At 65.9% G+C, this 25,494-nt stretch carries 24 protein-coding genes; 12 read left to right on the forward strand and 12 right to left on the reverse strand.

Features of this window, described 5'->3' with window-relative positions; genetic code table 11:
- The first annotated feature begins 161 nt into the window (after positions 1-161).
- From C8J39_RS16745 to C8J39_RS16760, 4 genes are read left to right on the forward strand one after another with little or no spacing between them, the layout of a single operon-like run.
- Positions 162-464 (forward strand): YggT family protein, encoded by a 303-nt coding sequence (locus tag C8J39_RS16745; RefSeq protein ID WP_056066456.1) that lies wholly within the window; start codon positions 162-164, stop codon positions 462-464.
- Positions 461-772, forward strand: coding sequence for a DUF167 family protein (locus C8J39_RS16750; protein WP_165895276.1), 312 nt, complete (start codon positions 461-463; stop codon positions 770-772). Before C8J39_RS16745 ends, C8J39_RS16750 begins: the two co-directional genes overlap by 4 nt.
- Positions 769-1,644: a bifunctional methylenetetrahydrofolate dehydrogenase/methenyltetrahydrofolate cyclohydrolase FolD gene (folD, locus tag C8J39_RS16755; protein ID WP_120301490.1), complete on the forward strand. Its 876-nt coding sequence runs from the start codon at positions 769-771 to the stop codon at positions 1,642-1,644. Before C8J39_RS16750 ends, folD begins: the two co-directional genes overlap by 4 nt.
- On the forward strand, positions 1,641-2,261 hold the full coding sequence (locus C8J39_RS16760; protein WP_056487445.1) for a MarC family protein: 621 nt from the start codon (positions 1,641-1,643) through the stop codon (positions 2,259-2,261). The genes folD and C8J39_RS16760 overlap by 4 nt, the downstream gene beginning before the upstream one ends.
- Positions 2,262-2,355: 94 nt before the next feature.
- Here the strand turns inward: C8J39_RS16760 and C8J39_RS16765 are convergent, their stop codons facing one another.
- A complete protein-coding gene (locus C8J39_RS16765) occupies positions 2,356-4,143 on the reverse strand; it encodes an AcrB/AcrD/AcrF family protein (RefSeq protein WP_183038025.1) in 1,788 nt (595 codons plus the stop codon).
- A gap of 90 nt (positions 4,144-4,233) precedes the next feature.
- On the opposite strand from C8J39_RS16765, the gene C8J39_RS16770 reads away from it, so the two are divergent.
- The gene (locus C8J39_RS16770) at positions 4,234-4,659 is read left to right on the forward strand and encodes a GtrA family protein (protein WP_183038026.1); all 426 of its coding nucleotides are present in this window, start codon (positions 4,234-4,236) and stop codon (positions 4,657-4,659) included.
- A 30-nt stretch (positions 4,660-4,689) separates the two neighbouring features.
- Complete coding sequence (locus C8J39_RS16775) at positions 4,690-5,418, forward strand: bifunctional 2-polyprenyl-6-hydroxyphenol methylase/3-demethylubiquinol 3-O-methyltransferase UbiG (protein ID WP_120301491.1); 729 nt, start codon at positions 4,690-4,692, stop codon at positions 5,416-5,418.
- Positions 5,419-5,794: 376 nt separating this feature from the next.
- Here the strand turns inward: C8J39_RS16775 and C8J39_RS16780 are convergent, their stop codons facing one another.
- Genes C8J39_RS16780 through C8J39_RS16790 form a run of 3 tightly spaced genes read right to left on the reverse strand, consistent with a single transcriptional unit; the run spans position 5,795 to position 9,347 of the window.
- Positions 5,795-6,817 (reverse strand): glycosyltransferase family 2 protein, encoded by a 1,023-nt coding sequence (locus C8J39_RS16780; RefSeq protein ID WP_120301492.1) that lies wholly within the window; start codon positions 6,815-6,817, stop codon positions 5,795-5,797.
- A 47-nt stretch (positions 6,818-6,864) separates the two neighbouring features.
- Entirely contained in the window at positions 6,865-8,970 is a 2,106-nt protein-coding gene (locus C8J39_RS16785) for a bifunctional (p)ppGpp synthetase/guanosine-3',5'-bis(diphosphate) 3'-pyrophosphohydrolase (protein WP_120301493.1), read from the reverse strand.
- A 47-nt stretch (positions 8,971-9,017) separates the two neighbouring features.
- The gene (locus C8J39_RS16790; protein WP_120301494.1) at positions 9,018-9,347 is read right to left on the reverse strand and encodes a CC_3452 family protein; all 330 of its coding nucleotides are present in this window, start codon (positions 9,345-9,347) and stop codon (positions 9,018-9,020) included.
- A gap of 184 nt (positions 9,348-9,531) precedes the next feature.
- Between C8J39_RS16790 and C8J39_RS16795 the strand changes: the two genes are divergently transcribed.
- On the forward strand, positions 9,532-9,954 hold the full coding sequence (locus C8J39_RS16795; RefSeq protein WP_093399023.1) for a helix-turn-helix domain-containing protein: 423 nt from the start codon (positions 9,532-9,534) through the stop codon (positions 9,952-9,954).
- A 199-nt stretch (positions 9,955-10,153) separates the two neighbouring features.
- On the opposite strand, the gene C8J39_RS16800 is transcribed toward C8J39_RS16795, so the two are convergent.
- Genes C8J39_RS16800 through C8J39_RS16810 form a run of 3 tightly spaced genes read right to left on the reverse strand, consistent with a single transcriptional unit; the run spans position 10,154 to position 12,577 of the window.
- A complete protein-coding gene (locus tag C8J39_RS16800) occupies positions 10,154-10,579 on the reverse strand; it encodes a thioesterase family protein (RefSeq protein ID WP_120301495.1) in 426 nt (141 codons plus the stop codon).
- Between the two features lies 1 nt (position 10,580).
- The gene (locus C8J39_RS16805) at positions 10,581-11,357 is read right to left on the reverse strand and encodes a sulfite exporter TauE/SafE family protein (protein WP_120301496.1); all 777 of its coding nucleotides are present in this window, start codon (positions 11,355-11,357) and stop codon (positions 10,581-10,583) included.
- Between the two features lie 11 nt (positions 11,358-11,368).
- Positions 11,369-12,577: an LL-diaminopimelate aminotransferase gene (locus C8J39_RS16810; protein ID WP_120301497.1), complete on the reverse strand. Its 1,209-nt coding sequence runs from the start codon at positions 12,575-12,577 to the stop codon at positions 11,369-11,371.
- A 316-nt stretch (positions 12,578-12,893) separates the two neighbouring features.
- Between C8J39_RS16810 and C8J39_RS16815 the strand changes: the two genes are divergently transcribed.
- The 3 genes from C8J39_RS16815 (at position 12,894) to clpS (ending at position 15,938) form a co-directional block, all read left to right on the forward strand.
- The gene (locus C8J39_RS16815) at positions 12,894-14,612 is read left to right on the forward strand and encodes an alpha/beta hydrolase (protein WP_120301498.1); all 1,719 of its coding nucleotides are present in this window, start codon (positions 12,894-12,896) and stop codon (positions 14,610-14,612) included.
- Between the two features lie 114 nt (positions 14,613-14,726).
- A complete protein-coding gene (gene phaP / locus C8J39_RS16820) occupies positions 14,727-15,395 on the forward strand; it encodes a phasin family protein (RefSeq protein WP_183038027.1) in 669 nt (222 codons plus the stop codon).
- Between the two features lie 192 nt (positions 15,396-15,587).
- On the forward strand, positions 15,588-15,938 hold the full coding sequence (gene clpS, locus C8J39_RS16825) for an ATP-dependent Clp protease adapter ClpS (protein WP_056066412.1): 351 nt from the start codon (positions 15,588-15,590) through the stop codon (positions 15,936-15,938).
- 152 nt (positions 15,939-16,090) lie between these two features.
- On the opposite strand, the gene C8J39_RS16830 is transcribed toward clpS, so the two are convergent.
- Complete coding sequence (locus tag C8J39_RS16830) at positions 16,091-16,774, reverse strand: Crp/Fnr family transcriptional regulator (protein ID WP_056488277.1); 684 nt, start codon at positions 16,772-16,774, stop codon at positions 16,091-16,093.
- Positions 16,775-17,025: 251 nt separating this feature from the next.
- Here C8J39_RS16830 and murA point away from each other — a divergent pair, with 251 nt between their 5' ends.
- Positions 17,026-18,309 (forward strand): UDP-N-acetylglucosamine 1-carboxyvinyltransferase, encoded by a 1,284-nt coding sequence (murA, locus tag C8J39_RS16835; protein ID WP_120301499.1) that lies wholly within the window; start codon positions 17,026-17,028, stop codon positions 18,307-18,309.
- Between the two features lie 404 nt (positions 18,310-18,713).
- Here murA and phbB read toward each other — a convergent pair whose 3' ends face one another.
- The 4 genes from phbB to C8J39_RS16855 all read right to left on the reverse strand — a co-directional run bounded on the left by phbB (position 18,714) and on the right by C8J39_RS16855 (position 24,508).
- Entirely contained in the window at positions 18,714-19,436 is a 723-nt protein-coding gene (phbB, locus tag C8J39_RS16840) for an acetoacetyl-CoA reductase (protein ID WP_120301500.1), read from the reverse strand.
- 35 nt (positions 19,437-19,471) lie between these two features.
- Positions 19,472-20,479: a ferrochelatase gene (gene hemH, locus C8J39_RS16845; protein ID WP_120301501.1), complete on the reverse strand. Its 1,008-nt coding sequence runs from the start codon at positions 20,477-20,479 to the stop codon at positions 19,472-19,474.
- A complete protein-coding gene (locus tag C8J39_RS16850) occupies positions 20,476-22,662 on the reverse strand; it encodes a xanthine dehydrogenase family protein molybdopterin-binding subunit (RefSeq protein ID WP_120301502.1) in 2,187 nt (728 codons plus the stop codon). Before C8J39_RS16850 ends, hemH begins: the two co-directional genes overlap by 4 nt.
- 157 nt (positions 22,663-22,819) lie before the next feature.
- Positions 22,820-24,508 carry a class I adenylate-forming enzyme family protein gene (locus C8J39_RS16855; protein ID WP_183038028.1) on the reverse strand — a complete coding sequence of 563 codons (1,689 nt, stop codon included), beginning with the start codon at positions 24,506-24,508 and terminating at the stop codon, positions 22,820-22,822.
- Between the two features lie 37 nt (positions 24,509-24,545).
- Here C8J39_RS16855 and lgt point away from each other — a divergent pair, with 37 nt between their 5' ends.
- Positions 24,546-25,481 (forward strand): prolipoprotein diacylglyceryl transferase, encoded by a 936-nt coding sequence (lgt, locus tag C8J39_RS16860; RefSeq protein WP_120301503.1) that lies wholly within the window; start codon positions 24,546-24,548, stop codon positions 25,479-25,481.
- Positions 25,482-25,494: the final 13 nt, after the last annotated feature.

Raw genomic sequence — 25,494 nt, forward strand, 5'->3', positions numbered from 1 at the left:
GTAGCCTTCGTGGCTCTGGATCCTTGGTCAAGCCCAGGATGACGGAGACTTGAGGGCAAGGGTGCTGCTCAAATCGTCGCGCGCAGGCCAGCGACACCACGGGGCTTCTCGTTCTCCCCCCGCCACCTTATATCGGCAACACACCAGCGGAGACCTACGCCTTGATCGCCCTTCTTCAGATCGTCCAGTTGCTGCTCACCGTCATCTGGTGGATCATCGTCGTGCAGGCGATTCTGTCGTGGCTGATCGCGTTCAACGTCATCAATACGCACAGCGATTTCGTCCGCACCGTGTGGACCGCGCTGCAGCGGATGACCGAGCCGATGTATCGTCCGATCCGCCGCGTGCTGCCGGACTTCGGCGCGCTGGACTTGTCGCCGCTGGTCGTGCTGCTGATCCTCTACATTCTCAGCAACATCGTCATCCCGAACATCGCGCAGAACTATCTCGTCGCGACCTATTGACTGAGAAGGCGGCTTGGCGTGCGCTGGCTGATGGCTTGGCGATCGCCGTCCGGGTAACACCGCGTGGTGGCCGGGATGCGCTGACCGCCGGGACCGAAGAGCATTTCGTCGCGAGGTTGGCGGCGGCGCCGGTAGATGGTGCCGCAAATGCTGGGTTGGTGACGCTTGTTGCCAAGACCTTCGGCGTACCCAAGCGCGCCGTGACGATCGTCGCCGGCGAAACCGCCCGCCTGAAGCGTCTGCACATTGCCGGCGACGCCACTACGCTGGCGGAAATCGCGTCCGCGCTCTATGGGCCGCGGGCATGAGCGCGACCATCATCGACGGCAAGGCCTTCGCCGCCGGCCTCCGGGCCCGTATCGCAGACGGCGTCACCGCCTTTCGCGCCGAGGCAGGCCGTGCGCCTGGCCTTGCGGTGGTGCTGGTCGGTGAGGATCCTGCCTCGAACGTCTATGTCCGATCAAAGGGCAGGGCCACGCGCGAAGCCGGGATGGAGAGCATCGAGCACCGGCTCCCTGTCGACGTGGCGGAAGAAGAGCTGCTCGCGTTGGTCGCGACGCTCAACGCCGACCCGACGATCGACGGCATCCTCGTCCAATTGCCCCTGCCGAAGCATATCGACGAGCAGGCGGTCATCTCAGCGATCGACCCGGACAAGGACGTCGATGGGTTCCATCCGATCAACGCGGGGCGGCTCGCGACTGGCCTGCCCGGCTTCGTCCCCTGCACGCCGCTCGGGTGCGTCATGCTATTGAAGAGCGTAATGCCGAGCTTGAGCGGGCTCGAAGCCGTCGTTGTTGGTCGCTCCAACATCGTCGGCAAGCCGATGGCGCAATTACTCCTCCGCGAAAGCTGCACCGTCACCGTCGTCCATAGCCGCACGCAGGACGTCCCCGCGCATATCCGCCGCGCGGACATCGTCGTCGCCGCGGTCGGCATCCCACAGATGATCAAGGGCGACTGGCTCAAGCCCGGTGCGACCGTCATCGACGTCGGTATCAACCGGACCGATGCCGGCCTCGTCGGCGACGTCGATTTCGCGAGCGCGGTCGAGGTTGCCGGTGCGATCACGCCGGTGCCGGGGGGCGTCGGGCCGATGACCATCGCCTGCCTACTGCGCAACACCTTGGTCTCCGCTGGCCGACGCGAAGGCGTTGCAATCGATGAGGCAAGCCTGTGATCGAACTCTACATCTCGTCGCTGATCACGTTCTTCGTCGTCATCGATCCGCCCGGCTGCGCGCCGATCTATGCCGGGCTGTCGGCGGGCGCGTCGACGCTGCAGAAGCGTGCGATGGCGATGCGCGCTGTTGGCGTCGCGGCGGCGATTTTGTTCGTGTTCGCGCTGTTCGGCGAGGCGTTGTTGAAGGGCCTCGGCATCAGTCTCGCCAGCTTCCGCATTGCCGGCGGCATCATGCTGTTCTTGATCGCGCTCGAAATGGTGTTCGAAAAGCGCACCGAACGCCGCGAGGACCGTGCCGCCAAGGTGGCGAGCGATCCCGAGGTGGAGGACGTCTCGATCTTCCCGATGGCGATGCCTATGATCGCGGGGCCCGGCTCGATCGCGTCGGTGATGCTGTTGATGAGCCGCAACAGCGGGATCGAGCGCTCGCTGGTCGTGCTGGGTGCGATGGTGACGATCCTACTGCTGACGCTGGTTGCGTTGCTCGCGGCGGGGCCGATCATGCGGATCCTCGGCGCGAAGATCGAGGCGGTGATCACGCGCCTGCTCGGCGTGCTGCTCGCCGCGCTCGCGGTGCAGTTCGTGCTCGACGGCCTGTCGGTAGTGCTGCGCTAATCCGTTCTCCTGCGAACGCAGGAGCCCAGGATTACAGACGTTGCCTTTCGTTACCCTGGGCTCCTGCGTTCGCAGGAGAACCGGGGGGTGGTGGTCAGTCGACCTTGAACAACCGCAGCGGCGACTTCGCCGGCAGCGGCAGAGGGGTCAGCCAGGTCGGCACCTCGTTCTTCGCCAGTTCGGCATAGAACCCCTTCGGACTGCGCGCCTTATAGTTAGTCGATTCCGCCGCGTTCGGACACAGCAGCAGCATCGTCGCGCCGTGGCGCTTGATGATCGCGTGCGCCTCTTCGGCAGACCGCCCGAACGCGTGCTGCACGTCGAGGATCGCGTCGCCGTTGCGATGATAAGGCCCTGCAATCGCGTCGTGATGCGTGATCGTGATCAGCCGCGGCCCCATGTCGACGAAGGTGAAGATCGTTTGCGCGGGGTATTTGTTCAGCGCGAGCAGCACGGTCGTGCGCAGGCAGTCGCCGGTCGCCATGTTGACGCGCTTTTCATACGGCTTCGGCCGGTCGATCGGCAGGTATTTCAGCACCATCCCGGCGAACATGCCCGAGACGATCAGGAACGCCGCTGCGGTCCCCAGCACGCGCACCGCGATCGATCGGTTGCCGAGCAATCGGGGGATGATCAGCCAGGCCAGCGCGGTCGCTCCCGGGATCGCCAGCATCTGCGCGGCGGGTCCGGCGCGGACCTGCCACAACAGCATCGCGCAGGCGAACGCGGTGAACAGCGCGACCGCTGCCCAGCCGACTGCGCTTGGATCGCGACGCGCGCGCCACGCTGCGATCACCGCCCCGATCAAACCGATGATCGGTAGCGTAGCGAGCGCGAACCCGACGCGAAAACTATGCTTGTAGATCGGCTTGGCCTCGCGGACATTGTCCAACCAGTTGCGCTGCAGCTCGGGCGAAATCCCCTCGGGCCGCCCTAGGCACTGCGGAAACACCAGCGCGAAACCTGCGACGATCGCCGCACCTGCGACCACCGCCAGTGCCAGCCGAGCGCCCCGCGACGCCGGACCGAACCGCGCGAGCAGGAACAGCAGCATTCCCGCCGCGATCATCACGCTCAGCCACACGGGCGTCAACGCATCGCACCGCATCGCCTGGTTGGCGTTCGACGCGAACAGCGCGAAGCCGAGCGTGCTACCGCCACCCAATGTCAGCGCATAGATCGACAGCCGCTCGGCCTCCGACCGGTCCCACACCCAGCGCAGGGCGATGATCGCCCCCGCCATCGCCGCATAGGGCAAGAGTTCGAGCCCGATCGACAGCGACACCGCGCTCGCGATCCCGACCATCGCGCCACCACGTCGGCCGTTGGTATCGCACAGGCCCGCTACCGTGAGGCTCAACATCGCCAGTTGCCAGCCGTGGTGATCGATCCGCTCGGGCATGAACATCAGCATCGTGGCCGTAGCACCGACCATGAACACGACCGCCAGCGGCCACGCATACGGGCTGATAAGCCGGCGCACGGTCGCGCCGATGCCCAGCATCGCGATCGACAGCGGCAGCAACGGCGCGGTCCCGCACGCCAGCCGCTCCGCCCAGCTGTTGCTGGTGAACAGGCGGAAGAACAGGATCAGCCCGGCGATCGGCAGGTCGACAATGCGGCTCCAGTGGATATCGAAACCGACCGGCGGGTTCATCCGGTAGTTGCGCAGATCGTACCAGCCCTGGCCGTTCAGCAGCGCGCGGACCTGCATCAGCCGCATGTTGTCGTCGGTATCGCCGAGCGACAGCCAGCGGATCTGCCCCCAGCGATCGAACACCGACCATGCCGCCACCGCCACCCAGGCGAGCAGCGTCAGCGCGATCCAATGGCGGTCGAGTTCGTCCAGCAACGTCCGCCGCTGAAGTGGTGCCTGATCCAAAACGCTTTCCTCCAGCCCGCACGCACTCTAGATGCGCGGGCGTATCTCAAGCGTCGCTCTATCGCGGTGCGGGTAAAGAACAAGGCGGGCATGCAGGCGATTTGGCGACAGGTGGAGCAGATGCGGGCGAGCGGCGTGCTCGGCCAGCTCGTGCGCTTCGGGATCGCTGGCGGGATTTCCAGCGTCGTCTATTCGCTCGTCTACCTGCCGCTGACCGCGTACGTTTTCCCGCCACGCCAGGCGGTGGCTGCGGTGCCGTTCGCCTTCGCCGTCGCCGTCGTGGTCGGATTCTTCCTGCACAGCCGCTGGAGCTTCAAGGGGCACGCGAAGGAACCGGGGGCGGGGCGGCATGTGAAGTTCGTGATCGTCCAGGGCTCGGGGCTCGCGCTCAATGCGGTCATCACCTGGATCGGTACCGCGCTGCTCCATCTGCATCCTTGGATCCCGCTGATCCCCGCCGTCTTTCTTGCCGCGATCGTGACGTTCGTGCTCAACCGTTTCTGGGTTTTCAACTGACATGAATTCCAACCGCAGGGCCGACAAGTAATGGACCGCATCGTCTACGACCGGATGGCCGCGCATGACTCCACCCACTGGTGGTACCGCGCGCGCCGCGACATCCTGGCGGATTACCTGACACGCTACGGCGCGTTGCCGAAGGATGCGAAGATCCTCGAGATCGGTTGCGGCACCGGGCATAATTTGCCGATGCTGGCGGAGTTCGGCGAGATCGACGCGATCGAGATCGATCCGGCGGCGCGCGAGATCGCCAGCGAGCGGCTGGGGAAGCCGGTGGGGGCGGCGCCTTTGCCCGAGCTGCCGGGCGTTCCCCGCGCGCATTACGACCTTATCGCGGTCCTAGACGTGGTCGAGCACATCGAGGACGACGTCGCGGCGTTGAAGGCGATGGCGGATTGCCTTGCGCCGGGTGGCAAGATCCTGATCGCGGTGCCGGCGCATGCGTGGCTGTGGAGCGCGCACGACGTGGTGAACCACCACCACCGTCGCTATTCGAAGGCCACGCTCAAGACAGCGATCGAGACGGCGGGCCTGAAGCCCGAAAAGCTCGGCTATTTCAACTCGCTGCTGTTCCCGCTGGCGGCCGCGGCGCGGATCGCCGGCCGCCTCTCCGGCCGCGACGACAGCGACGACTCCCCGCCGCCCAAGCTGGTGAACGCGCTGTTCGAGAAGATCTTCCGCCTGGAACGCCACATGGTCGGTCGCATGCCGATGACGCCGGGGGTTTCGATCGTGACGCTGGCGGTGCCGCGGTAACGATCGAGGTAGCTGCGCGTCCTACTTCCGTTCGTCCCGAGTAGCCGTCGAGTAGTGGCGAAGCCACGTATCGAGATGGCGTATCGAGGGATAAGTTGGCGCGCGGGCCCCATACCTCGATACGAGCCCTCGATACGCTCCTTACGGAGCTACTCGGTCTCTACTCGGCACGAACGGATAGGGGCGTGGTGCACCTCCCCGAATTGGCAAGCAAGCACCACGCAACCACCACCCCGGCGAAGGCCGGGGCCCAATTGGGGGACGTGGCCAACTGAGGTCCGCGCTCCGTTACTGCGACCTTTCCAATTGGGCCCCGGCCTCCGCCGGGGTGGTTCGAGGATTGGGGTGGTGCCAGAGTCGGGGTAGGCGGTGTTCGTCAGTCGGTGCGGATGGGAAGGGGCGCGTCAGGCAACCGCACCACGTCCACCGGCTCCGCACGAAACCCCAAGGTCGCCTTCCCCTGGATCGGCCCCGCCACATCTGCGACGATATACAGCGGCCGACGCTTCGACTCGACATACAGCCGCCCGAGATACTCGCCGATCATCCCCAACACGAACATCTGCACCGCGCCGAGGAACACGGTGACCAGCATCGTCGAGGTCCAGCCCTGCACCGCGCTGCCCGAGAGCCAGCCGATCGCGATGTAGACGAACAGGAGAAGCGACACGCCGGTCAGCGCGAGCCCGGCGTGGCTGGCGAAGCGCAGCGGCGCGGTCGAGAAGCCGGTGACGGCGTCGAACGCGAGGCGGATCATTTTCGCCAGCGGGTAGTTCGTCTCGCCCGCGAGCCGCTCGGCGCGGTCGTACGGAAAGGGCACCTGCTTGAAGCCGATCCAGGCGACCATGCCGCGGATGAAGCGGGCCTGTTCGGGGAGCGACAGGAACGCATCCAGAGCGCGGCGGCTCATCAGGCGGAAGTCGCCGGTGTCGAGCGGGATTGGCGTCTCGGTCATCCGCGTCAGCAGGCGATAGAAGGCGGCGGCGGTGGCTTTCTTGAACACCGTTTCGCCCGCGCGCTGGCGGCGCACCGCGTAGACGACGTCAGCCTGGCTTGCTGCCATCGCCGCGCGCATGTCGGACAGGAGTTCGGGGGGATCCTGGAGATCGGCGTCGATGATCAGGATCTGCTCACCTGCGCAGAGATCGAGCCCCGCGGTCAGCGCCAGCTGGTGGCCGTGGTTGCGCGAGAGGTTGATCGCGACCAGCCGCGGATCGGCGGCGGCGAGGCGCTGCATCACCGGCCAGCTGTCGTCGCGCGAGCCGTCGTTGATGAGGACGATCTCGTAATCGTCGCCGACCGCGACCTTCGCCGCGCCGGAGATACGCGCGTGCAGGATGTCGAGGCACGCCGCCTCGTTATAGCAGGGGACGACAATCGAAAGGGACGGACGGTTCATCCGCCCCGTCTAGCGTCCGCCGCGCCCGCCGTCATCGTCGGATGTTTCTACACCCGCTCCACGGTGTGCACCGCATCCGCCGCACGCAGCCCCGCCATCAACCGCATCAGCTGCTGCACGTCGTGCACCTCGACGTCGATCTCGTTGGTGTGGAAGCTCTTGTCGCGCGTATCGAGCCGCAGGTTGATGATGTTCGCCTTGTGCCCGCCGATGATCGACGAGACGATCCCGAGCGAGCCTGGCTCGTTCTTCACCATCACCGATATGCGTGCGACGGCGCCCTCGGTCTCGTCGCCCCAGGCGACGTCGACCCAGTCGGTCTCGTTCTCTGAGCGCTCGGCGAGTTCGCCCAGCACGCGGCAGTCGATCGCGTGGACCTCGATCCCCGCATCGGGCCGACGCAAGCCGACGATCCGGTCGCCCGGTACGGGATGGCAGCACGTCGCGAGGTCGTAGGCGACACCGGGGGTCAGCCCCTTGATCGAGATCGCGCTCGATTGTGGGGCGAGTGCATGAGTCACGTCCGCGCCTGCCGAGCCCGGCATTAGTGCTTCCATTACCGCGGCATCGGACAGGGTTCGGCGCGCGATCGCGACCATCAGCGACGAATCGTCGGGCAGCTTCAGCCGCTTCAGCGCGTGGCTGAGTGCATCGGTGCCGATCTGCGCGGGCAGGCGCGTGACGATGTCGTCGTACAGCGTGCGGCCGAGTGCGATCTGCTCGACGCGCTCCTTCTGACGCAGGTGCCGGCGGATCGCGGCGAGCGCCTTGCCGGTGGTCGCGACGTTGAGCCATTGCGGCTGCGGCGACTGGCCCTTCGAGCGCAGGATCTGCACCTGATCGCCATTCTCGATCACCGTCGACAACGGCACGACGCGGCCGTTGACCTTCGCGCCGACCGCCTGGTCGCCAAGATCGGTGTGCACCGCATAGGCGAAATCGATCGAGGTCGCACCCTTCGGCAGCTGGATCAGCTCGCCCTTCGGCGTGAACGCGAAGATGCGATCGGTGTACATCGCCATCCGCGTGTGTTCGAGCAGCTCTTCCGGGCTCTCGGCGGTATCGAGGATCTCGACGAGATCGCGGATCCAGCTGACCTGGCGGTCGCTGCCGTTGATCTGCTGCTTGTAGGCCCAGTGCGCCGCCAGCCCGAACTCGGCCTGTGCGTGCATGTCGGCGGTACGGATCTGGATCTCGATCCGCGCGCTGTCGGCGTGGATCACCGAGGTGTGCAACGAGCGATAGCCGTTGCGCTTGGGCGTCGAGATGTAATCCTTGAACCGGCCCGGCACCATCGGCCAGCGCTGGTGGATGATCCCGAGTACGCGGTAGCAATCCTCCTCGGTCGGCACGATCGCGCGGAACGCCATCACGTCGGACAGTTGTTCGAAGCTGATGTGCCGCTCCGACATTTTCCGGAAGATCGAATAGGGGTGTTTCTCGCGTCCCGAAATCTCAGCCTCGACCCCGGCGCGCGACAGCACCAGCTTGAGGCCGGAGGCGATCTTGGCGATGCGGTCGCCGTCGCCTTTTTTCAGCTGTTCGAGGCGGCGGTTGATCGATTCGGAGGCTTCAGGTTCGAGCTGTTCGAATGCGAGCGACTGCATCTCGCGCATGAACTCGTACATGCCGATCCGCTCGGCGAGCGGCGCGTAGATGTCCATCGTCTCCTTGGCGATGCGACGGCGCTTCTCGGGCTTGGCGATGTGGTGGAGCGTCCGCATGTTGTGCAGCCGGTCGGCGAGCTTGACCAGCAGCACGCGGATGTCGTCGGACATCGCGAGGAGGAATTTGCGCAGATTCTCGGCGGCGCGTTCGTTCTCGGTCTGCGCTTCGATCTTGCTGAGTTTGGTGACGCCGTCGACGAGGCGCGCGACCGAGGGGCCGAACAGCCGCTCGATCTCCTCGGGGGTGGCGACGGTGTCCTCGATCGTGTCGTGGAGGATCGCGGTGGCGATCGTCTCCGCGTCGAGGTGGAGGTCGGTGAGGATGCCCGCCACCTCGATCGGGTGGCTGAAATACGGGTCGCCGGACGCGCGCTTCTGGCTCCCATGCGCCTGCATGGAGAAGACATAGGCGCGGTTCAGCATCGCCTCGTCGGCGTCGGGATCGTAGTCGAGGACGCGATCGACCAGTTCATATTGGCGCAGCACGGACCGTAGATGGGGCCGGGCCGCGCCCTTTTGCAACAAAATCCTCGTTATTTCGCGTGGTTGTTGCACGCGGCCAGCGCTTCGGCGTCATAGGCCTTGCCCGCGACCGTGAAACTGGCGAGCGGCCCGACGCGCTTGGCGACCGCGGCGCAGAGGATCACGTCGCGCTGGGGCGCCTTGCTGGAGACGAATGCCGCATTCTCCCAGCGCCACGGCGTGCCGTTGGTGATCAGCCGGGTGGAAGTGGGCGCGGCGGTAGGGACGGCTACATAATAATTGATGGGGGTCTGGGCCGATGCCGGTGTCGCGACCAGTGCGGCGAACCCCGTCGTCAGGGCGGGAACGGCGGTCAGAAGGGCGCGGGTGATGACGGACATCGGTAGACTCCTAAAAGGTTTCTAATCGAGACCTATTCCGATTAGTTTCGAGTTGCAACTTAAATCGGAGGAGCATTTCGCTTCGGCTCTTTATGCGGTACCGTTGCTGTCCAATAAGGAAGACGCCGTGGGAAAATTGCGCGAACCCTTGCTCGAATGCAGCCTGCCCGCCGCGCTGGAGGCGATGGGCGAGCGCTGGTCGTTCCTCATTCTGCGCGCGTCGTTCAACGGCCTGCATCATTTCGAGGAGTTCCAGTCGGAACTGGGGATTGCGCGCAATATCCTGGCGAACCGGCTGGCGCGGCTGGTCGAGCATGGGATCCTGGAGCGGCAGCCTATCCCGGAGGATCGACGGAAGATCGCCTACGGGCTGACCGACAAGGGCTTCGCGCTGCTGCCGACGATGATCGCGCTCCGGCAATGGGGCGAGCGATGGGAGACGTGCGTGCCGGCGTTTCCGATCCTGGTGGACGAACGCGATCGGCGGCCGTTGCAGCCGGTGTCGGTGCGGTCGCATGACGGGCGCGTGCTGGGGAAGGGGGACTTGATCTGGGCGCTGCCTGGGGAAGTTGCCGGGGATGGGGTGGAGGCTGAGGCGGCGGAGTAAAGTCCCGTCATGCCGGGCTCGTTCCGGCATCCACCTGTCCGCAGACCAGCGACTTGAGAGGATGCAGCAACGTGGACCCCGGAACAAGTCCGGGGTGACGGATCAGGTCGTTAGCCCCGCCCGTACTTCCTTGTTCTCCCGCGAAGGCGGGAGCCCAGTCTGGACCCCCGCCTTCGCGGGGGAACATGCTTTCTTCGTGCTATTGGGTCGGTAGCGCTTCCAGCACCGTACGGATCACGTCCGGCAGCGGGACTGGGCGACCGGTCTCTAGGTCGACGTGCACGCTGACCATGGTGATGACGGTGTGCAGATCCCCCGTCTCCGCATGCGCGAGCTCGAACCGCTTCGTCAGGCTGGTCGTGCCAAGCTTGTCGATCCGGACGAATGCCTCGATCGTATCGCCGAGACGGAACGGCTTTAGGTAGTCGATCTCGGTCCGACGCACGTTGAACTCGGTGGTCGGCCAGACATCCGGCAGCGCCTCCGCGATCCCGGTCCATTCCCAGAATTCGGTAACCGCGACGTCGGCATATTCGAGATAGCGCGAGTTGAAGACGATGCGCTGGCCGTCGATCTCGGCATAGCGCACGCGGAACCTGGTCGAGAAGGCGAAGCCCGGCCTCACGTCAGAAAATCAGCTTCACGCCGACTAGCGCCAGCACGGTCGCGAGCACCGGGACCAGCACGCGGTCCGAGACGCGCGTCGCGATCAGACTGCCGATGATGATGCCGGGGATCGAGCCGATCAGCAGCGACACGAGCAGGTCGACGTCGACCGAGCCGAGAATCCAGTGGCCGATCCCGCCGAGCAGAGTCAGCGGCACCGCGTGAGCGATGTCGGAGCCGACCAGCCGGTTGATCGGCAGCGTCGGGTACAGGATCAGCAGCGCAGTCATGCCCAGCGCGCCGGCGCCGACCGAGGTCAGCGAGACGAGCACGCCGAGGACCGCGCCGAGCAGGATCGTGAGCATCGCCTGGCGCTCGCCGCCGACCGTGCCGATGCGCGGGGTCAGCCACGCGACGATCTTACCGCGGAAGAAGGTCGCGACTGCCGAGAGGATGAGCGTCACGCCGAGCACGACGGTGATCGCGTGGCCGGTGTCGGACGATTTCTCGCCAAGATGGTTGAGCACGAGCAACGTCGCGATCGCCGCGGGGACGCTGCCGGTCGCGAGCCGGCGCACGACCTGCCAATCGACCGTGCCGCGCCAGCCGTGGACCGTCGTGCCGACCGTCTTAGTCGCCGAGGCATAGAGCAGGTCGGTGCCGACCGCGGTGGCGGGGTGAAAGCCGAAGACGAGCACCAGAAGCGGCGTCATCAGCGACCCGCCACCGACACCCGTCAGCCCGACGATGAGGCCGACGAGCACGCCGGCCACCGAATATAACGGATTGATATCCACGCTGGCGAAGGTCAGCCAGCGCCACGCGCGGGCGTGTTGACGCCCATCGACTGAAGATATTTCTTCACGTTGCGCGCCGCCTGGCGGAGCCGCTGTTCGTTCTCGACCATCGCGATCCTCACATAGCCCTCGCCGTTTTCGCCGTAGCCAACCCCTGGGGCCACCGCGACGTGCGCGTGAGTCAGCAATTGTTTGGTGAACTCAAGGCTACCTAAGTGCGCGAGCGCGGGTGGCAGTGGTGCCCATGCGAACATGCTCGCGCGGGGGCTCGGGATATCCCAGCCGGCCCGGCCGAAGCTCTCGACCAGCACGTCGCGACGCTTGTGATAGAGCTGGCGGTTGCGCTCGACGATGTCCTGCGGGCCGTTGAGCGCGGCGCAGGCGGCGGCCTGGATCGGCGTGAACGCGCCGTAATCGAGGTACGACTTCACGCGCGTCATCGCCGCGATCAGCGTCTTGTTGCCGACCCCGAAGCCCATCCGCCAACCGGCCATCGAATAGGTCTTGCTGAGCGAGGTGAACTCGATCGCGACGTCCTTCGCGCCCGGCACTTGGAGGATCGAGGGGGTCGGCTTGCCGTCGAAATACAGCTCCGAATAAGCGAGGTCGGAGATCACCCACAGCTTGTGCTTCTTCGCGAACGCAACGACGCGCTCGTAGAAGGCGAGGTCGACGACCTCGGCGGTCGGGTTCGATGGATAGCCCATGACCAGCACCGACGGCGCGGGGACAGTGAACGCCATCGCGCGCTCGAGGCTTTCGAAATACGCTTCGTCGGGCGTGGTCGGCACCGCGCGGATCGTCGCGCCGGCGATGATGAAGCCGAAGGTGTGGATCGGATAGGACGGGTTGGGCGCGAGCACGACGTCGCCGGGCGCGGTGATCGCGGTGGCCAGGCTGGCGAGGCCTTCCTTCGAGCCCATCGTAACGACGACCTCGGTCTCAGGATCGACGTCGACGCCGAAGCGGCGGCGGTAATAGTTCGCCTGCGCTTTCCTCAGGCCGGGGATGCCCTTCGACTGCGAATAGCCGTGCGCGCTAGGCTTGCGCGCGACTTCGACGAGCTTCTCGATGACGTGCTCGGGGGGCGGCAGGTCGGGGTTGCCCATGCCGAGATCGATGATGTCCTCCCCGCCCGCGCGCGCCGCCGCCCGCATCGCGTTCACTTCGGCGATGACATAGGGTGGCAAGCGTTTGATGCGGTAGAAGTCTTCGGACATGATCAGCCTCTAGCTGGAGGAGCGGGTGCTGTACCGCAGGTGAGCGGGGGCGTCATCCGCCTCATTCGTCAAGGGGGGCGAAAGCTGGGGTATTCAGTCTATCCTCGCCCGCCAGGGGGAGGTGGCACCGAAGGTGACGGAGGGGGCGGTAAGGGCAACCGCTGTTCCGTGTCCTCCCCCTCCGTCTGGCAGGGGCCAGCCACCTCCCCCTGGCGGGGGAGGATTGTCGAGTTTCCTGCGACCACCAATCGTCGACGTGACCATGCTTCCGCCGAGCCGGCGTCTGCGTTAAGCTCCCGAAAAAGCAGAGGATGCCATGGCCGATACTCCTCCCGACGCCTCCACGCCGACCCTCCCCGATCTCCAGCATTGGACGTGGGTGATGGGGCGTGCGCAGCAGATGATGGTGGAGCAGGGGCTCGCCGCGATGCAGGCCAAGCCCGAGAGGATTCCTGCGATTCCGGGCTTTACCGACCCCGCCACGCTGGAGCGCGCGCGCGATTTCTGGACCGAGAGCCTGACGCTGTGGCAGCGGTTTCTCGATCCGGCCAAGGCACCCGAGGCCGCGCCGGTGACCGACAAGCGCTTCAAGGCGCCGCAGTGGCGTGAGCCGGTGTTCGACCTGATCCGGCAGAGTTACGAACTGATCGGCGACCACATGCTGCGCGGCGTCGAGGCGGTCGACGGGCTCGACCCCAAGCAGAAGGAACAGCTGCGGTTCGCGACCAAGGGGTTCGTCGATGCGATGAGCCCGACCAATTTCGCGCTGACCAACCCGCAGGTGATCGAGAAGACGATCGAGACGCGGGGTGAGAATCTGCTGAAGGGTCTGCAGAATATGATGGCGGATCTTGCCCGCGGGCAGGTGACGCATACGCCGGACGGCGCGTTCGAACTCGGCCGCAACCTGGCGATGACGCCGGGCAAGGTGGTGAAACGTACGCCGCTCTACGAGCTGATCCAGTACAGTCCGACCACCGAGAGCGTGCTGGCGACGCCGCTCGTCATCTTTCCGCCGTGGATCAACCGGTTCTACATCCTCGACCTGACCCCGGAGAAGAGCTTCATTCGCTGGGCCGTGGAGCAGGGCATCACCGTGTTCATGGTGTCGTGGAAGTCGGCCGATGCGAGCATGAAGGACGTGGTCTGGGACGACTATGTCGGGGCGCAGGTCGAGGCGATCGATACGGTTCGCGCCGTGCTCGACGTTCCGGCGGTGCATACGATCGGCTATTGCGTGGCGGGGACGACGCTGGCCGCGACGCTCGCGTTTCTGGCGGCGCGTGACGAGGCGGCGAAAGTGGCCAGCGCGACGTTCTTCACCGCGCAGGTCGATTTCGCGCAGGCGGGCGAGTTGCAGCATTTCATCGATGACGAGCAGTTGAAGATGGTCGCGTCGCTGTCGCCCGAGGGGTTCCTCGACGGGCGCTACATGGCGACGACGTTCAACCTGCTACGCGGGCGCGACCTGATCTGGAACTACGTCACGCAGAATTACCTGCTGGGGCAGGATTACGTGCCGTTCGACCTGCTCCACTGGAACGGCGATACGACCAATCTGCCGGCGAAATGGCATCTGAGCTATCTGACCGACCTGTATCGCGACAATCTGCTGGTGACGGGGACGATGACGGTGGACGGTACGCCGATCGACCTGACCAAGGTCTCCACGCCGAGCTATGTCCAGGCGGGGCGCGAGGATCATATCGCGCCGGCCGAAAGCGTCTGGAAACTCACGCACTTGTTCGGCGGGCCGCTGAAGTTCGTGCTGGCAGGGTCGGGGCATATCGCGGGCGTGGTCAACCCGCCGGCTGCCGGGAAGTATCAATACTGGACCAATCCGGGGGCGCACTCGACGCTTGAGGACTTCGTTGCCGGCGCGACCGAGACGAAGGGTAGCTGGTGGCCGGACTGGGTCGAATGGTTGCGCGCGCTGGGTGCCGAGACGGTGGCCGCGGACGGTGCGCGGCTGCCGGGAGGGGGGGCTCTGAAGGCGCTCGGCCAGGCACCCGGCGAGTATGTGAAAAGCCGATAGCGCTACCTTACGTTCCCGTCATGGTGCAGTGCACAATTTTATTGTGCGGCGCGAGAATTGGTGTATGAAGACCGCGACATAACTCCGAAGAGAGGTGCGTGGATGGTGGATATCGTGAAACGGACGGCCAAGGCCGGTTCGAAGCCTGCCGCCATCGCGAAGGCTCCTCGGACCGTCGCCAAGCCGGCGAAACCGGCATTCGAGCCGATCGCCAAGACGCCGGCACCTCAACCTCTCGCGGCTGCTTTTGTATCGCCGCACACGGACATTCCCGCCCCGATTCAGGCCGTTGCGCCAACGGGGATCCCTGCCAGCGAAACAAAGGACGCCATAATGGACACGATCCAGAGCATCACCGAGAAGACCAAGGCCCTCTTCAGCGGCGCGAACACTGCCGAATTCAACGAGCAGGCCAAGGGCGCGATGGAGAAGTCGGCGAAGATGGCGGAAGATTTCGTCGCATTCGGCAAGGGCAACGTCGAGGCGCTCGTCGAGTCGTCGAAGATCGCCGCGAAGAACGTCGAGGCGCTCGGCCAGGAAGCTGCCGACTACGCCAAGACCTCGTTCGAGAGCGCGACCGAAGCCGCCAAGACGCTCGCCGCCGCCAAGTCGCCAACCGAGTTCATGAAGCTCCAGGGCGATTATGCGCGCACCGCGTTCGACACGATGATCGCCGAGGGCTCGCGCTCGACCGAGCGGATGCTGAAGATGTTCGGCGAGTTCGCACAGCCGATCTCGAACCGCGTTGCGGTCGCGACCGACAAGATGAAGATCTCGGCCTAAGTCGACAGCGCGCCGCCTTCGGGCAGTGCGTTACGAAAGGGGCGGCCGTCACGCGACGGTCGCCCCTTTTGCGTTTGCGGTTTTCGCGTGAGGGGTGTCGGCGCCCCCTTGCCCTTGCCCCCCGGCATGCCATATTTTGGCAGCATGCTTTTGACCCCTGAAATGACGACTCCCCAGCGGACGGGCGAGCAGATGGCCGAGCGCCGCGACGATAATGGCGAGGACGGCCATGATGGCACCGGGGGCGGCACCGGCGCCGGTATCGCGACCAAGACGCGCGCGAAGACGAAACAGCCGACGCCGTACCGCGTACTGATGCTCAACGACGACTATACGCCGATGGAGTTCGTCGTGCTGTGTCTCCAGCGCTTCTTTCGCATGGACATGGAAGCCGCGACTCGCGTGATGCTGCACGTCCACCAGAAGGGCGTCGGGGTGTGTGGCACGTTCAGCTACGAGGTGGCGGAGACCAAGGTGTCGCAGGTGATGGATTTCGCCAAGCAGAACCAGCACCCGCTACAGTGCACGCTGGAGAAGGCGTGAGCCTTACGCTTTGAGCTAATCCTCCCCCGCAAGGGGGAGGTGGCACCGAAGGTGACGGAGGGGAGGCAAACGCCACCCCTGTTTCGTATCCTCCCCCCCGTCTGGCAAGAGCCAGCCACCTCGCCCTTGCGGGGGAGGGCTGAAGGAAGGGGTTACCGCGCTGGCGGCAACCAGCGCAGGTCGAGCCCTTCGAAGCGGTCGATGTAGTTCGCCGCCTGCGCCAATTGCACCTCGTTAAGCAGCGTGACGCGGCCCATTTCGCGGCGGATCAGGCCGTCCTCTTCCAGCTGGCGCAGCATGCGGTTGACGTGGACCGCGGTGAGCCCGGTGGCGTCGCCGATCTCCTCCTGCGTCAGCCCGAGCGTGAAGCTGTTGCCCATCGCGCGATCACGCATCCGCAGTCGGTTGCGCATCTCGAGCAGCAATGCTGCGATACGCGCCTTGGCGGAGGTCCGGCCGAGCGCGGCGAGCCGGTCGGTCAGCGCGACCTTCTCCATCTGGTTCATCACCATGATGAGCGCCGACAGCCGCGGATGATCGGTGACGAGCCCGGTCATCGCCGAGCGATCGAACGAACACACCGTGCAGTCGGTCAGCGCGACCACCGTCTCGGGCGAATCGCGGTAGACGAGCGCGGAGACCGCCAGCATATCGCCGGCATAGAGGAAGCGGAGGATCTGGCGGCTGCCGTCGTCGAGCAGCACATAGCTCATCGCCATGCCACGTTGCAGGATGAAGAGTTCGGCCTGCGGATCATTCTCGCGCACGAGCACGGCACCGCGACGCAAGTCTCGCGGGCGCTCCTCCAACCGCGCTAACGCAGCCTTCTCGTTCATCGACAGGTCGATGAGATCGCCGACGCGGTCGGCGAAGCAGCTGTCCGGCACTCTATAATGGTCCCCAATGTTCGAGAACCACAGAGCAAAGCTAGGATTTCCGCGCATTAAAGTCGATCAAGCGGGGTGTGTTAGCGCTTCGGATGGCGTGCCGGGTCCCGACGCGGTACTCGACCCCCGGCCAGCATCCGCCTGTCGCCCGATCGATGCGCGGCCCTTGCGCAGAACGCCAGCCGCGATAGACACCCGGGATGGACCGTATTCTCATTCGCGGCGGCAATCGCCTGTCCGGGCGCTTGCCCATCTCCGGCGCGAAGAACGCCGCGCTCACGCTGATGCCGTGCGCGTTGCTGACCGAAGAGCCGCTGACGCTGCGCAATTTGCCGCGGCTGGCGGACGTCGACGGCTTCGGTCATCTTCTCAATCAGTTAGGCGCGTCGACTGCGATCCAGGGGACGCGACCGGAGGATTTTGGTCGCGTGATGACGATCCGCGCGGGCAATCTGACCTCGACCGAAGCACCGTACGACATCGTGCGAAAGATGCGCGCGTCGATTCTGGTGCTCGGGCCGTTGCTCGGGCGGGGCGGTGAGGCGACGGTGTCGCTACCGGGTGGCTGCGCGATCGGTAACCGGCCGATCGATCTGCACCTGCGCGCACTTGAGGCGATCGGTGCCGAACTTGAGATGGCCGCGGGCTATGTGAAGGCGATCGCGCCGGGGGGGCGCCTGCCGGGCGGACGCTTCCGCTTCCCGATCGTATCGGTGGGCGCGACCGAGAACGTCGTGATGGCGGCGGTGCTCGCCAAGGGAACCTCGGTGATCGAGAACGCGGCGCGTGAACCCGAGATAGTCGACCTTTGCAACTGCCTCGTCGCGATGGGCGCGTCGATCGACGGGATCGGCACCGAGACGCTGACGATCGAAGGCCGCGACCGTCTGCACGGCGCGACCTATGCGGTGATGCCCGACAGGATCGAGGCGGGCAGCTACGCGTGTGCCGCGGCAATTACCGGTGGCGACCTGGAACTGGTCGGCGTGGCGATCCCGGACATGGGCGCGACGATCGATGCGCTGATCGAGGCGGGCGTATCCGTGACGCCGACCAAGGACGGCGTGCGCGTTTCGTCAGACGGCAAGCTGCAACCGCTGACGCTGTCGACCGCGCCGTACCCTGGTTTCGCGACGGACATGCAGGCACAGTTCATGGCGATGCTGTGCATGGCCGACGGCGCCAGCATGCTGACCGAGACGATCTTCGAGAACCGCTACATGCACGTGCCCGAACTGGCGCGCATGGGCGCGGACATTCAGGTCCACGGCCGCACCGCGATGGTTCGTGGGGTGGACAAGTTGGTTGGGGCGCAGGTGATGGCGACGGACCTGCGGGCCTCTATGAGCTTGATCTTGGCCGGGCTGGCGGCGGATGGCGAGACGTCGGTTGGGCGGGTGTATCACCTCGACCGTGGGTATGAGCGGCTGGAGGAGAAGCTGAGCGCGGTTGGGGCGGATATCGAGCGCGCTAGCGACGGATGATCATGGAGGGGCGTAGGTTGAACGGGCGTTAGCCCTCTCCCCTCCGGCGAGAGGGTTGGGTGAGGGGCAGACAAGCAATGCTGCGCCTGGAACTGCCCCTCACCCCGACCCTCTCCCTGGAGGGGAGAGGGAGTAGGATGCCGGGCATTTCGCGGTGGCTTCCTTGTTGGCCGTGGACGCTGCGGGGTTCGCTTTAGGCAGCGCTACCCTTCCTGCTCCCCCACGGGGGCGGGGCCCAGGATCAAGCAAGACCGTCCTCTGTAATCCGGTAGACATCTACTCAGCGCCGCCGGCAAAGCCGCCGTCGGACGGGTTCGGTAAACCGACCCGCCGGCCGTGCCGGGCGCTGCCCGCTTCGCTTTTGCTCGCGGGCATCGGCGCGGACGTTGCCGCGCCTGCGCCCGTCAGTACATGTGCTGACCGCCATTGATGCTCAACGTCGAGCCGGTGACGAACCCGCCCTCCTCCGAACACAGGAACGCGACACCGCGCGCGATCTCGGTCGCCTGGCCAAGCCGCCCAACCGGGATCTTCGCCACGATCTTCTCCAGCACGTCGGCCGGCACCGCCGCGACCATGTCCGTATCGATATACCCCGGCGCGATCGCGTTGACCGTCACGCCGGCGCGCGCACCTTCCTGCGCCAAAGCTTTCGTAAAGCCGTGGATGCCGGACTTGGCTGCAGCATAGTTCACCTGGCCGTACTGCCCGGCCTGCCCGTTGATCGATCCGATATTGACGATCCGCCCCCATTTGCGCGTGCGCATGCCGGGGAAGACTGCCTTGGCCATGTTGAAACACCCGCCAAGATTGGTGTCCATCACCTCTTTCCAATCCTGGTACGTCATCTTCAGGATGGTGCCGTCGCGGGTGATGCCGGCGTTGTTCACGACGATGTCGACATCGCCCAGATCGGCGGCGACCTGCGCGCAGCCGGCCTGGCACGCGTCGTAGTCGGCGACGTCCCACTTGTACGCTTTGATCCCGGTGCGCTCGGTGAATTCGCGCGCGCGGTCGTCGTTGCCAGCATAGGTTGCCGCTACGATCAGGCCCATGTCCTGCAATGCGAGACTGATCGCTTCGCCGATTCCGCGCGTACCACCGGTTACAATTGCGACGCGTGCCATCAGTCTCTCTCCTCGGTTTAGCCTTTTAGAGCAGGTTAACCAGCGGCTACCCATCCTTCAAGCTCGCGCGCCAAAATGCTGCGCAACATTTCCGCGCCGACCGGGCTGTCGTTGAGGCAGGGGAGATAGGCGAAGTGCGTTCCGCCAGCCTCTTCGAAGCTCTCGCGCCCGCGGATCGACAGTTCCTCCAGCGTCTCTAGGCAGTCGGCGGAGAAGCCCGGCGCGAAGATGGCGACCATGGTTTTGCCCGCCTTGGCGAGCGCGACGAGCGTCTCGTCCGTTGCCGGCCCCAGCCACTTCTGCGGCCCGAACCGTGACTGGAACGCGATCGTCAACTCGCGCCCCATCCGCTCGCCGAGCAGTCGCGCGGTCTTCTGGCAGTGGCAATGATACGGATCGCCCTGCTGCAACGTCCGCTTCGGCATCCCGTGGAAGCTGGCGACGATTGCGTCCGGCGTAAAATCGAGCGCCGACAGCCCCTCTTCGAGCGAGTCCTTCAGCGCGTCGATATAGAGCGCGTCGTCATAGTAAGGCGGCAGCGTGCGGATCGCCGGCTGCCAGCGCAGCCCCGCCAGATGCTTGAACGCCTTGTCGTTCGCCGTCGCGGTCGTTGCTGCGCAATATTGCGGGTAAAGCGGCGCGAGCAGGATGCGCTCGCAGCCCGCCGCCTTCATCGCCGTCAGCCGGTCCGAAATCGACGGATTGCCGTAGCGCATCGCCCAGTCGACGAGCACTTCCGGACCGAACGAATCCTTCAACGCGGCGGCCTGCAACCGCGTGATCGCGGCGAGCGGCGAGCCGTCCTCACGCCAGACCTGCGAATAGGCGTGCGCGGACTTTTTCGGGCGGGTGTTGAGGATGATGCCCCGCAGGATCGGCTGCCACGCGATCTGCGGGATCTCGACGACACGCGAATCGGACAGGAACTCGCCGAGATAGCGCTTCACCGATTTTGCATCGGGGCCATCGGGCGTGCCGAGGTTCATCAGCAACACGCCGATCTTTGGTTTCGGAATCGGGGGATGATCGGGGGGCAGGGTCATGGCGCTGGTCTTAAAGGCAAATTGCGGATGCGGAAGCCCGTTGACGCATAGAGCGCGTTGGCGATCGCCGGTGCGACCGCAGGGACGCCGAGTTCGCCGACGCCGCCGGGCGCTTCGTCGCTGCGGATGACCTCGACGGTGATATCGGGCGTGTCGGCGAGGCGGGGCAGGCCGATCGTGTCGAACCCGCGTGCGTCGGCGAGGCCGCGGGTGAAACCGGTTGACGCGCCGAGTGCGGCGGCCATGCCGAAGATCAGCCCGCCCTCGATCTGCTGACGGACGATGTCGGGATTGATCTGCGCACCGCAATCGACCGCGGCGACGAGGCGGTCGACCACGGGCCGCTGGTCCGCGCCGATGTGCGCCTCTGCCATAACGGCGATGTAGCTGCCGCGGAAGGCGTGGGCTGCGATGCCCTGGCCGCTGCCGGCGACGCCGCCGTCCCAGCCACCGAGCGCCGCCGCGGTCGAGAGGCAGCGCGCGAGTCGCGGTTCGCCGCCGAGCATGGCGATGCGGAACGACATCGGTTCGGACTGTGCGGCGCGCGCGAGTTCGTCGAGGAAGCATTCGGTGAAGAACGCGGTGTAGCCATGCGCGCCGCCGCGGAGGTGGCCGGTGGGTATGCCGATCTCGGCGGCGTGGTGCTCGATCGCAAAGGCCGGGATGCGATAGACCGGCGTGGCGCCCGCGACGGCGTAGCGATCGCCTTTGACGCCGATCAGCGCGGCTTCGGTCGCGAGGTCCGGCATCATCCGGCGTGCCATCTCGGCGCCGGTCGACGGAGCCGCGATGTTAGCCGACCAGCCCATGATCGCGCCGTTGGGGGCGAGCCGTGCGGCCATCTTCGCGACGGCGGGTGGGCGGTAGTGATCGTGGAGCGAGTCTTCCCCGCGCGACCAGACGAGGCTGACCGGGCGTCTTAGCTTTACCGCCAGCACCGCAGCCTGTTCGGCGACGTCGTGTTCGAGTGCGGCGCCGAACGATCCGCCGATGAGCATCGGGTGGACGACGACGGCGTCTTCGCTGAGGCCCGCCGCGCGTGCCGCTGCCGATCGCGCGAGCCCCGGCGCTTGGGTTGCTAGCCAGAGTTCGAGGCGGCCGTTCGAGAAGGAGGCGGTTGCGCTGCGGGTTTCGATCACCGCGTGCAGGCCTAGGCCAGCGCGGTAGGTCGTGGTGACGAGCTTGGCGCCCTGGAAGGTAGCGGCGACGTTGCCTGCGGACGCCATCTGCGTGCCGGGACGGGCTAGCGCGGCGTCGAGCGCTGCGTCGATCGACCTGGTATCGGGGAGTGGGGCGTCGATCTCGAATCGCGGGGCGAGGGCGTCGAGCGCCTTTTGCGCGGCCCACCCTGTCGTCGCGACGGCTGCGACCCAGCGCGGGTTCTCGACCACCGACAGCACGCCGCGGATGCGGTCGGCGGCGGCGCGGTCGACCCTAGTCAGGCGACCGCCGACCGGGCCTTGGCGGATCGCGGCGTGGACCATGTCGGCGAGGCGGACGTCGCCTGCGAAGTTGGCCGAGCCGTCGACTTTCGAGGGGGTGTCGAGGCGGGGGACGGATTTGCCGACCAGCTTGCCTGCACCCTGGATGCCGAATGGGAGGGGATGGGGAAGGGTGAACTTCGCGGCCTCTTCGGCGAGCTCGGCGAAGCGGATGCGCTTGGTTTGGTAGGTGCAGAAGCCGGCGTCGACGTTGACCTGGGTCCAGTCGGCGTCCCACCGCTTTGCCGCCGCCATGCAGAGCAGCGCGCGGGCGCCCGCACCAGCCTCGCGACAGGTTTGCTCGAACATCCGGATCGAGCTCGATCCGCCGGTCAGCATCGGTGGCTGCGTCGTACTTTGCGGGAGGCGATCGAACAGGCCTTCGAACAGGTCGTGCTTGCCGATTGGGTTGGCGTAGAGCGGGTTGAGGGTTGCGGGCTCGACGCCGATCGTGCGCCAGTCCGCGCCGAGCTCGTCCGCGACGATCTGGGGGAGGGTCGTGTAGACGCCCTGGCCGTGCTCGACCTGCGGGACGGCGACGGTGACATGACCGTCGGTGCCAATCTTGAGCCACGCGCCGAACGGGGTTTCGCCGGGGTTGGCGACGAGGTTTGGGGCGTAGGTTCGTGGCCAAAGGCTCCAGGCGACGACGAGGCCGACCCCTGCGCCGCCGCCGACGAGTATGCTGCGCCTGTTAATCATGGAGTGGCTCTAATCCTTCTCCCCCACGGGGAGAAGGTGGCGCGAAGCGTCGGATGAGGGGGAGTGGGTCTCCGGGGCCGTGCCGGGAGTCTCACTCCCCTCTCCCTTCCGTCGCCAAGTGGCTCCTCCCTCCCTCTCCCCGTAGGGGCGAGGGAATTTAGGTTAGCGCTCGGTAAGTGGCTTTCAGCGAGACCTTGTCGATCTTCTCCGTCCCCAGTCTTGGCAGCGGCTCTTCCGAAATCCAAATCCGCTGCGGTATCTTGAACGCGGCGATGTGCTGGTGGAGGAACGCGGTCAGGTCGTCCGGGGTCAGCGTTTCACCGTCCTGTGGCACTACCACCGCACCGGGGACCTCGCCGAAGCGTTCGTCTGCGAGCCCGAACACGGCGGCCTCGGCGACGGCTGGATGCTCGTACAATGCCGCTTCCACCTCCTGGCACGAGATGTTCTCGCCGCCGCGGATGATGATGTCCTTCTTGCGGTCGACGATGAACAGATAGCCGTCCTCGTCGAGGTAACCGATGTCGCCGGTGCGGAAATAGCCATCCGCGGTGAACGCAGTGGCGGTCGCATCCGGACGGTTCCAGTATTCCTTGAAGTTGCAGATCGTGCGGATGCAGACCTCGCCGCGCTGGCCCTGGTCGACCGGGTGGCCGGCATCGTCGAGGATCGCGAGATCGACCAACGGCGCGCCGGGGCGGCCGGCGGAATTGGGCTTGGCGAGGTAGTTGCCGCGCCAGTTGCCGGTGCCGACTGCGTTCGTCTCAGTGAGACCGTAACCGATCAACGGCGCGCTTCCTCCCATTTCCTCGTCGATGCGGCGGACGTGATCGACCGGGCGTGGTGCGCCGCCTGCGGCAAAATCGGTGACGGTAGAGAGGTCGTAGTTCGCTCGGTCGGGGTGGTTGAGGATCTCGAAGCTCATCAAAGGCACGCCGACGAAATAGGTCACGCCCTCCGCCTCGATCAGCCGCATTGCCTCGCCTGCATCCCATTTCGGCATCAGCACGAGTTTGCGCCCCATCGCGAAGCTCTGGAGGAAGACCGGCACTTCCCCGGTGATGTGGAACAGCGGGATCGTCAGCAGCGTGACCGGCTGGCCGACCGGCGGATTGCCCTGCGCGGTGGCGATCCCGACCATCATCATCGCCTGGCCGAGATAATTAAAGATCCCCTGCACGACCGCGCGGTGTTCGGACAGCGCGCCCTTCGACTGGCCGGTCGATCCGCTCGTGAACAGGATCGTCGCATGATCCTCGGGCCCGAGCAGCGGCAGGTCGGCGGTGTGGTCGTCCTTCGCGAACACGGCTTCGAGCGCTTCGGCGAGCGGTCGCGAATCGTCGATCTCGACCACCGGCGCGCGCAGAGCCGCAATCTGCGCGAGGCGCTTCACGCGCGGCGGATCGGCGAACACGAGCGCGCAGTCGACCTCGCCGATCGCCGTCTCGAGCTCTTCCGACTGCCACCAGCCGTTGAGCAGCGTCGCGACGCCGCCGGCCATGACGATGCCCATGTACAGCACGATCCACGACGGCGAGTTGCGCATCGCGATGCCGACCCGGTCGCCCTTGGCGATCCCGTACCCGCCGACCAGCGCCCGCGCGGTGCGCTCGGCGGCGGCGTAGACCTCGCCGAACGTCAGGCGTTCATCGCCCGAGACGAGGAAGACCGCGTCGCGGTGCTCGTTGGCGTAGTGCGCGAAATAATAGCTGAGCGCGGGCGGGGCGGCGGCGATCGTCGGCAGCGTGACGCCGAACCGCTCGGCCGATCCAAGCGCGAGCATGCCGTCGGGCGCGGTCAGTGCGGCCATCGTCGAATCCATAGCTGCATCGAGCTCGGTCCGCATATCGCTCTCCTACTTGGTCTTATTGTTATCGGCCTTTATGCAGGGGCGAACGCGTGGGGAAAAGCCTTTGATCCTGTCGACCATCACCGCCGCTGCGGGCGCCGTAGCGCCTGCCGTCGGCAGTCACATCCGCTTCGAGGATCTCGGGCTGCACCCCGACGTCTTCTCGATCGGGTTCTTCACGCTGCGTTGGTACAGCCTTGCCTATATCGGCGGGATCCTGCTCGGCTGGTGGTATCTGCTGAAGCTGCTCGCCCAGCCCGGCGCACCGATGGCCCGGCGGCATGCCGACGACCTCGTATTCTACGCGACGCTCGGCATCATCCTCGGCGGGCGGCTCGGCTATGTGATCTTCTACGCGCCCGAGATGTTCCTGCATCCGCTGCGGATCTTCCGGCTGTGGGACGGCGGCATGTCGTTCCACGGCGGGGTGATCGGCACGTCGATCGGGCTGATCCTGTTCGCGCGGAAGCACCAGCTCAACTGGCTGCGCGTGCACGATTATATCGCGTGCTGCGTGCCGTTCGGGCTGTTCTTCGGGCGGCTGGCGAACTTCGTGAATGGCGAGCTGTGGGGCAAGCCGACCGACGTCGCGTGGGGGATCATCTTCGAGCGCACCGTGCCGTTCGGGATGGTCGAGCCGGCGCGGCATCCGAGCCAGCTGTACGAGGCGGGGCTGGAAGGCGTGCTGCTGTTCGCGCTGCTGTGGTTCGCGTTCTGGAAGACCAAGGCGCGGTATGATCCGGGCAAGCTCGTCGGGTTGTTCGTGCTCGGCTACGGGATCGCGCGGTTTACCGTCGAGTTCTTCCGCGAGCCGGATTCGCAGCTGCGGGCGTTTGCCGAGCATACCGGGCTGCACATGGGGCAGTGGCTGTGCGTGCCGATGATCGTCGGGGGGGCGTATCTGGTGGCGACGTCGGCCAAGCGCCGCGTGCGGGTCGAGTCGATCGCGGGGACGGCGAGCGTCGCCTGACTCCCCTCCCGCT

The sequence above is a fragment of the Sphingomonas sp. PP-CC-1A-547 genome (genome assembly GCF_003610375.1).
GTDB lineage: Bacteria > Pseudomonadota > Alphaproteobacteria > Sphingomonadales > Sphingomonadaceae > Sphingomonas.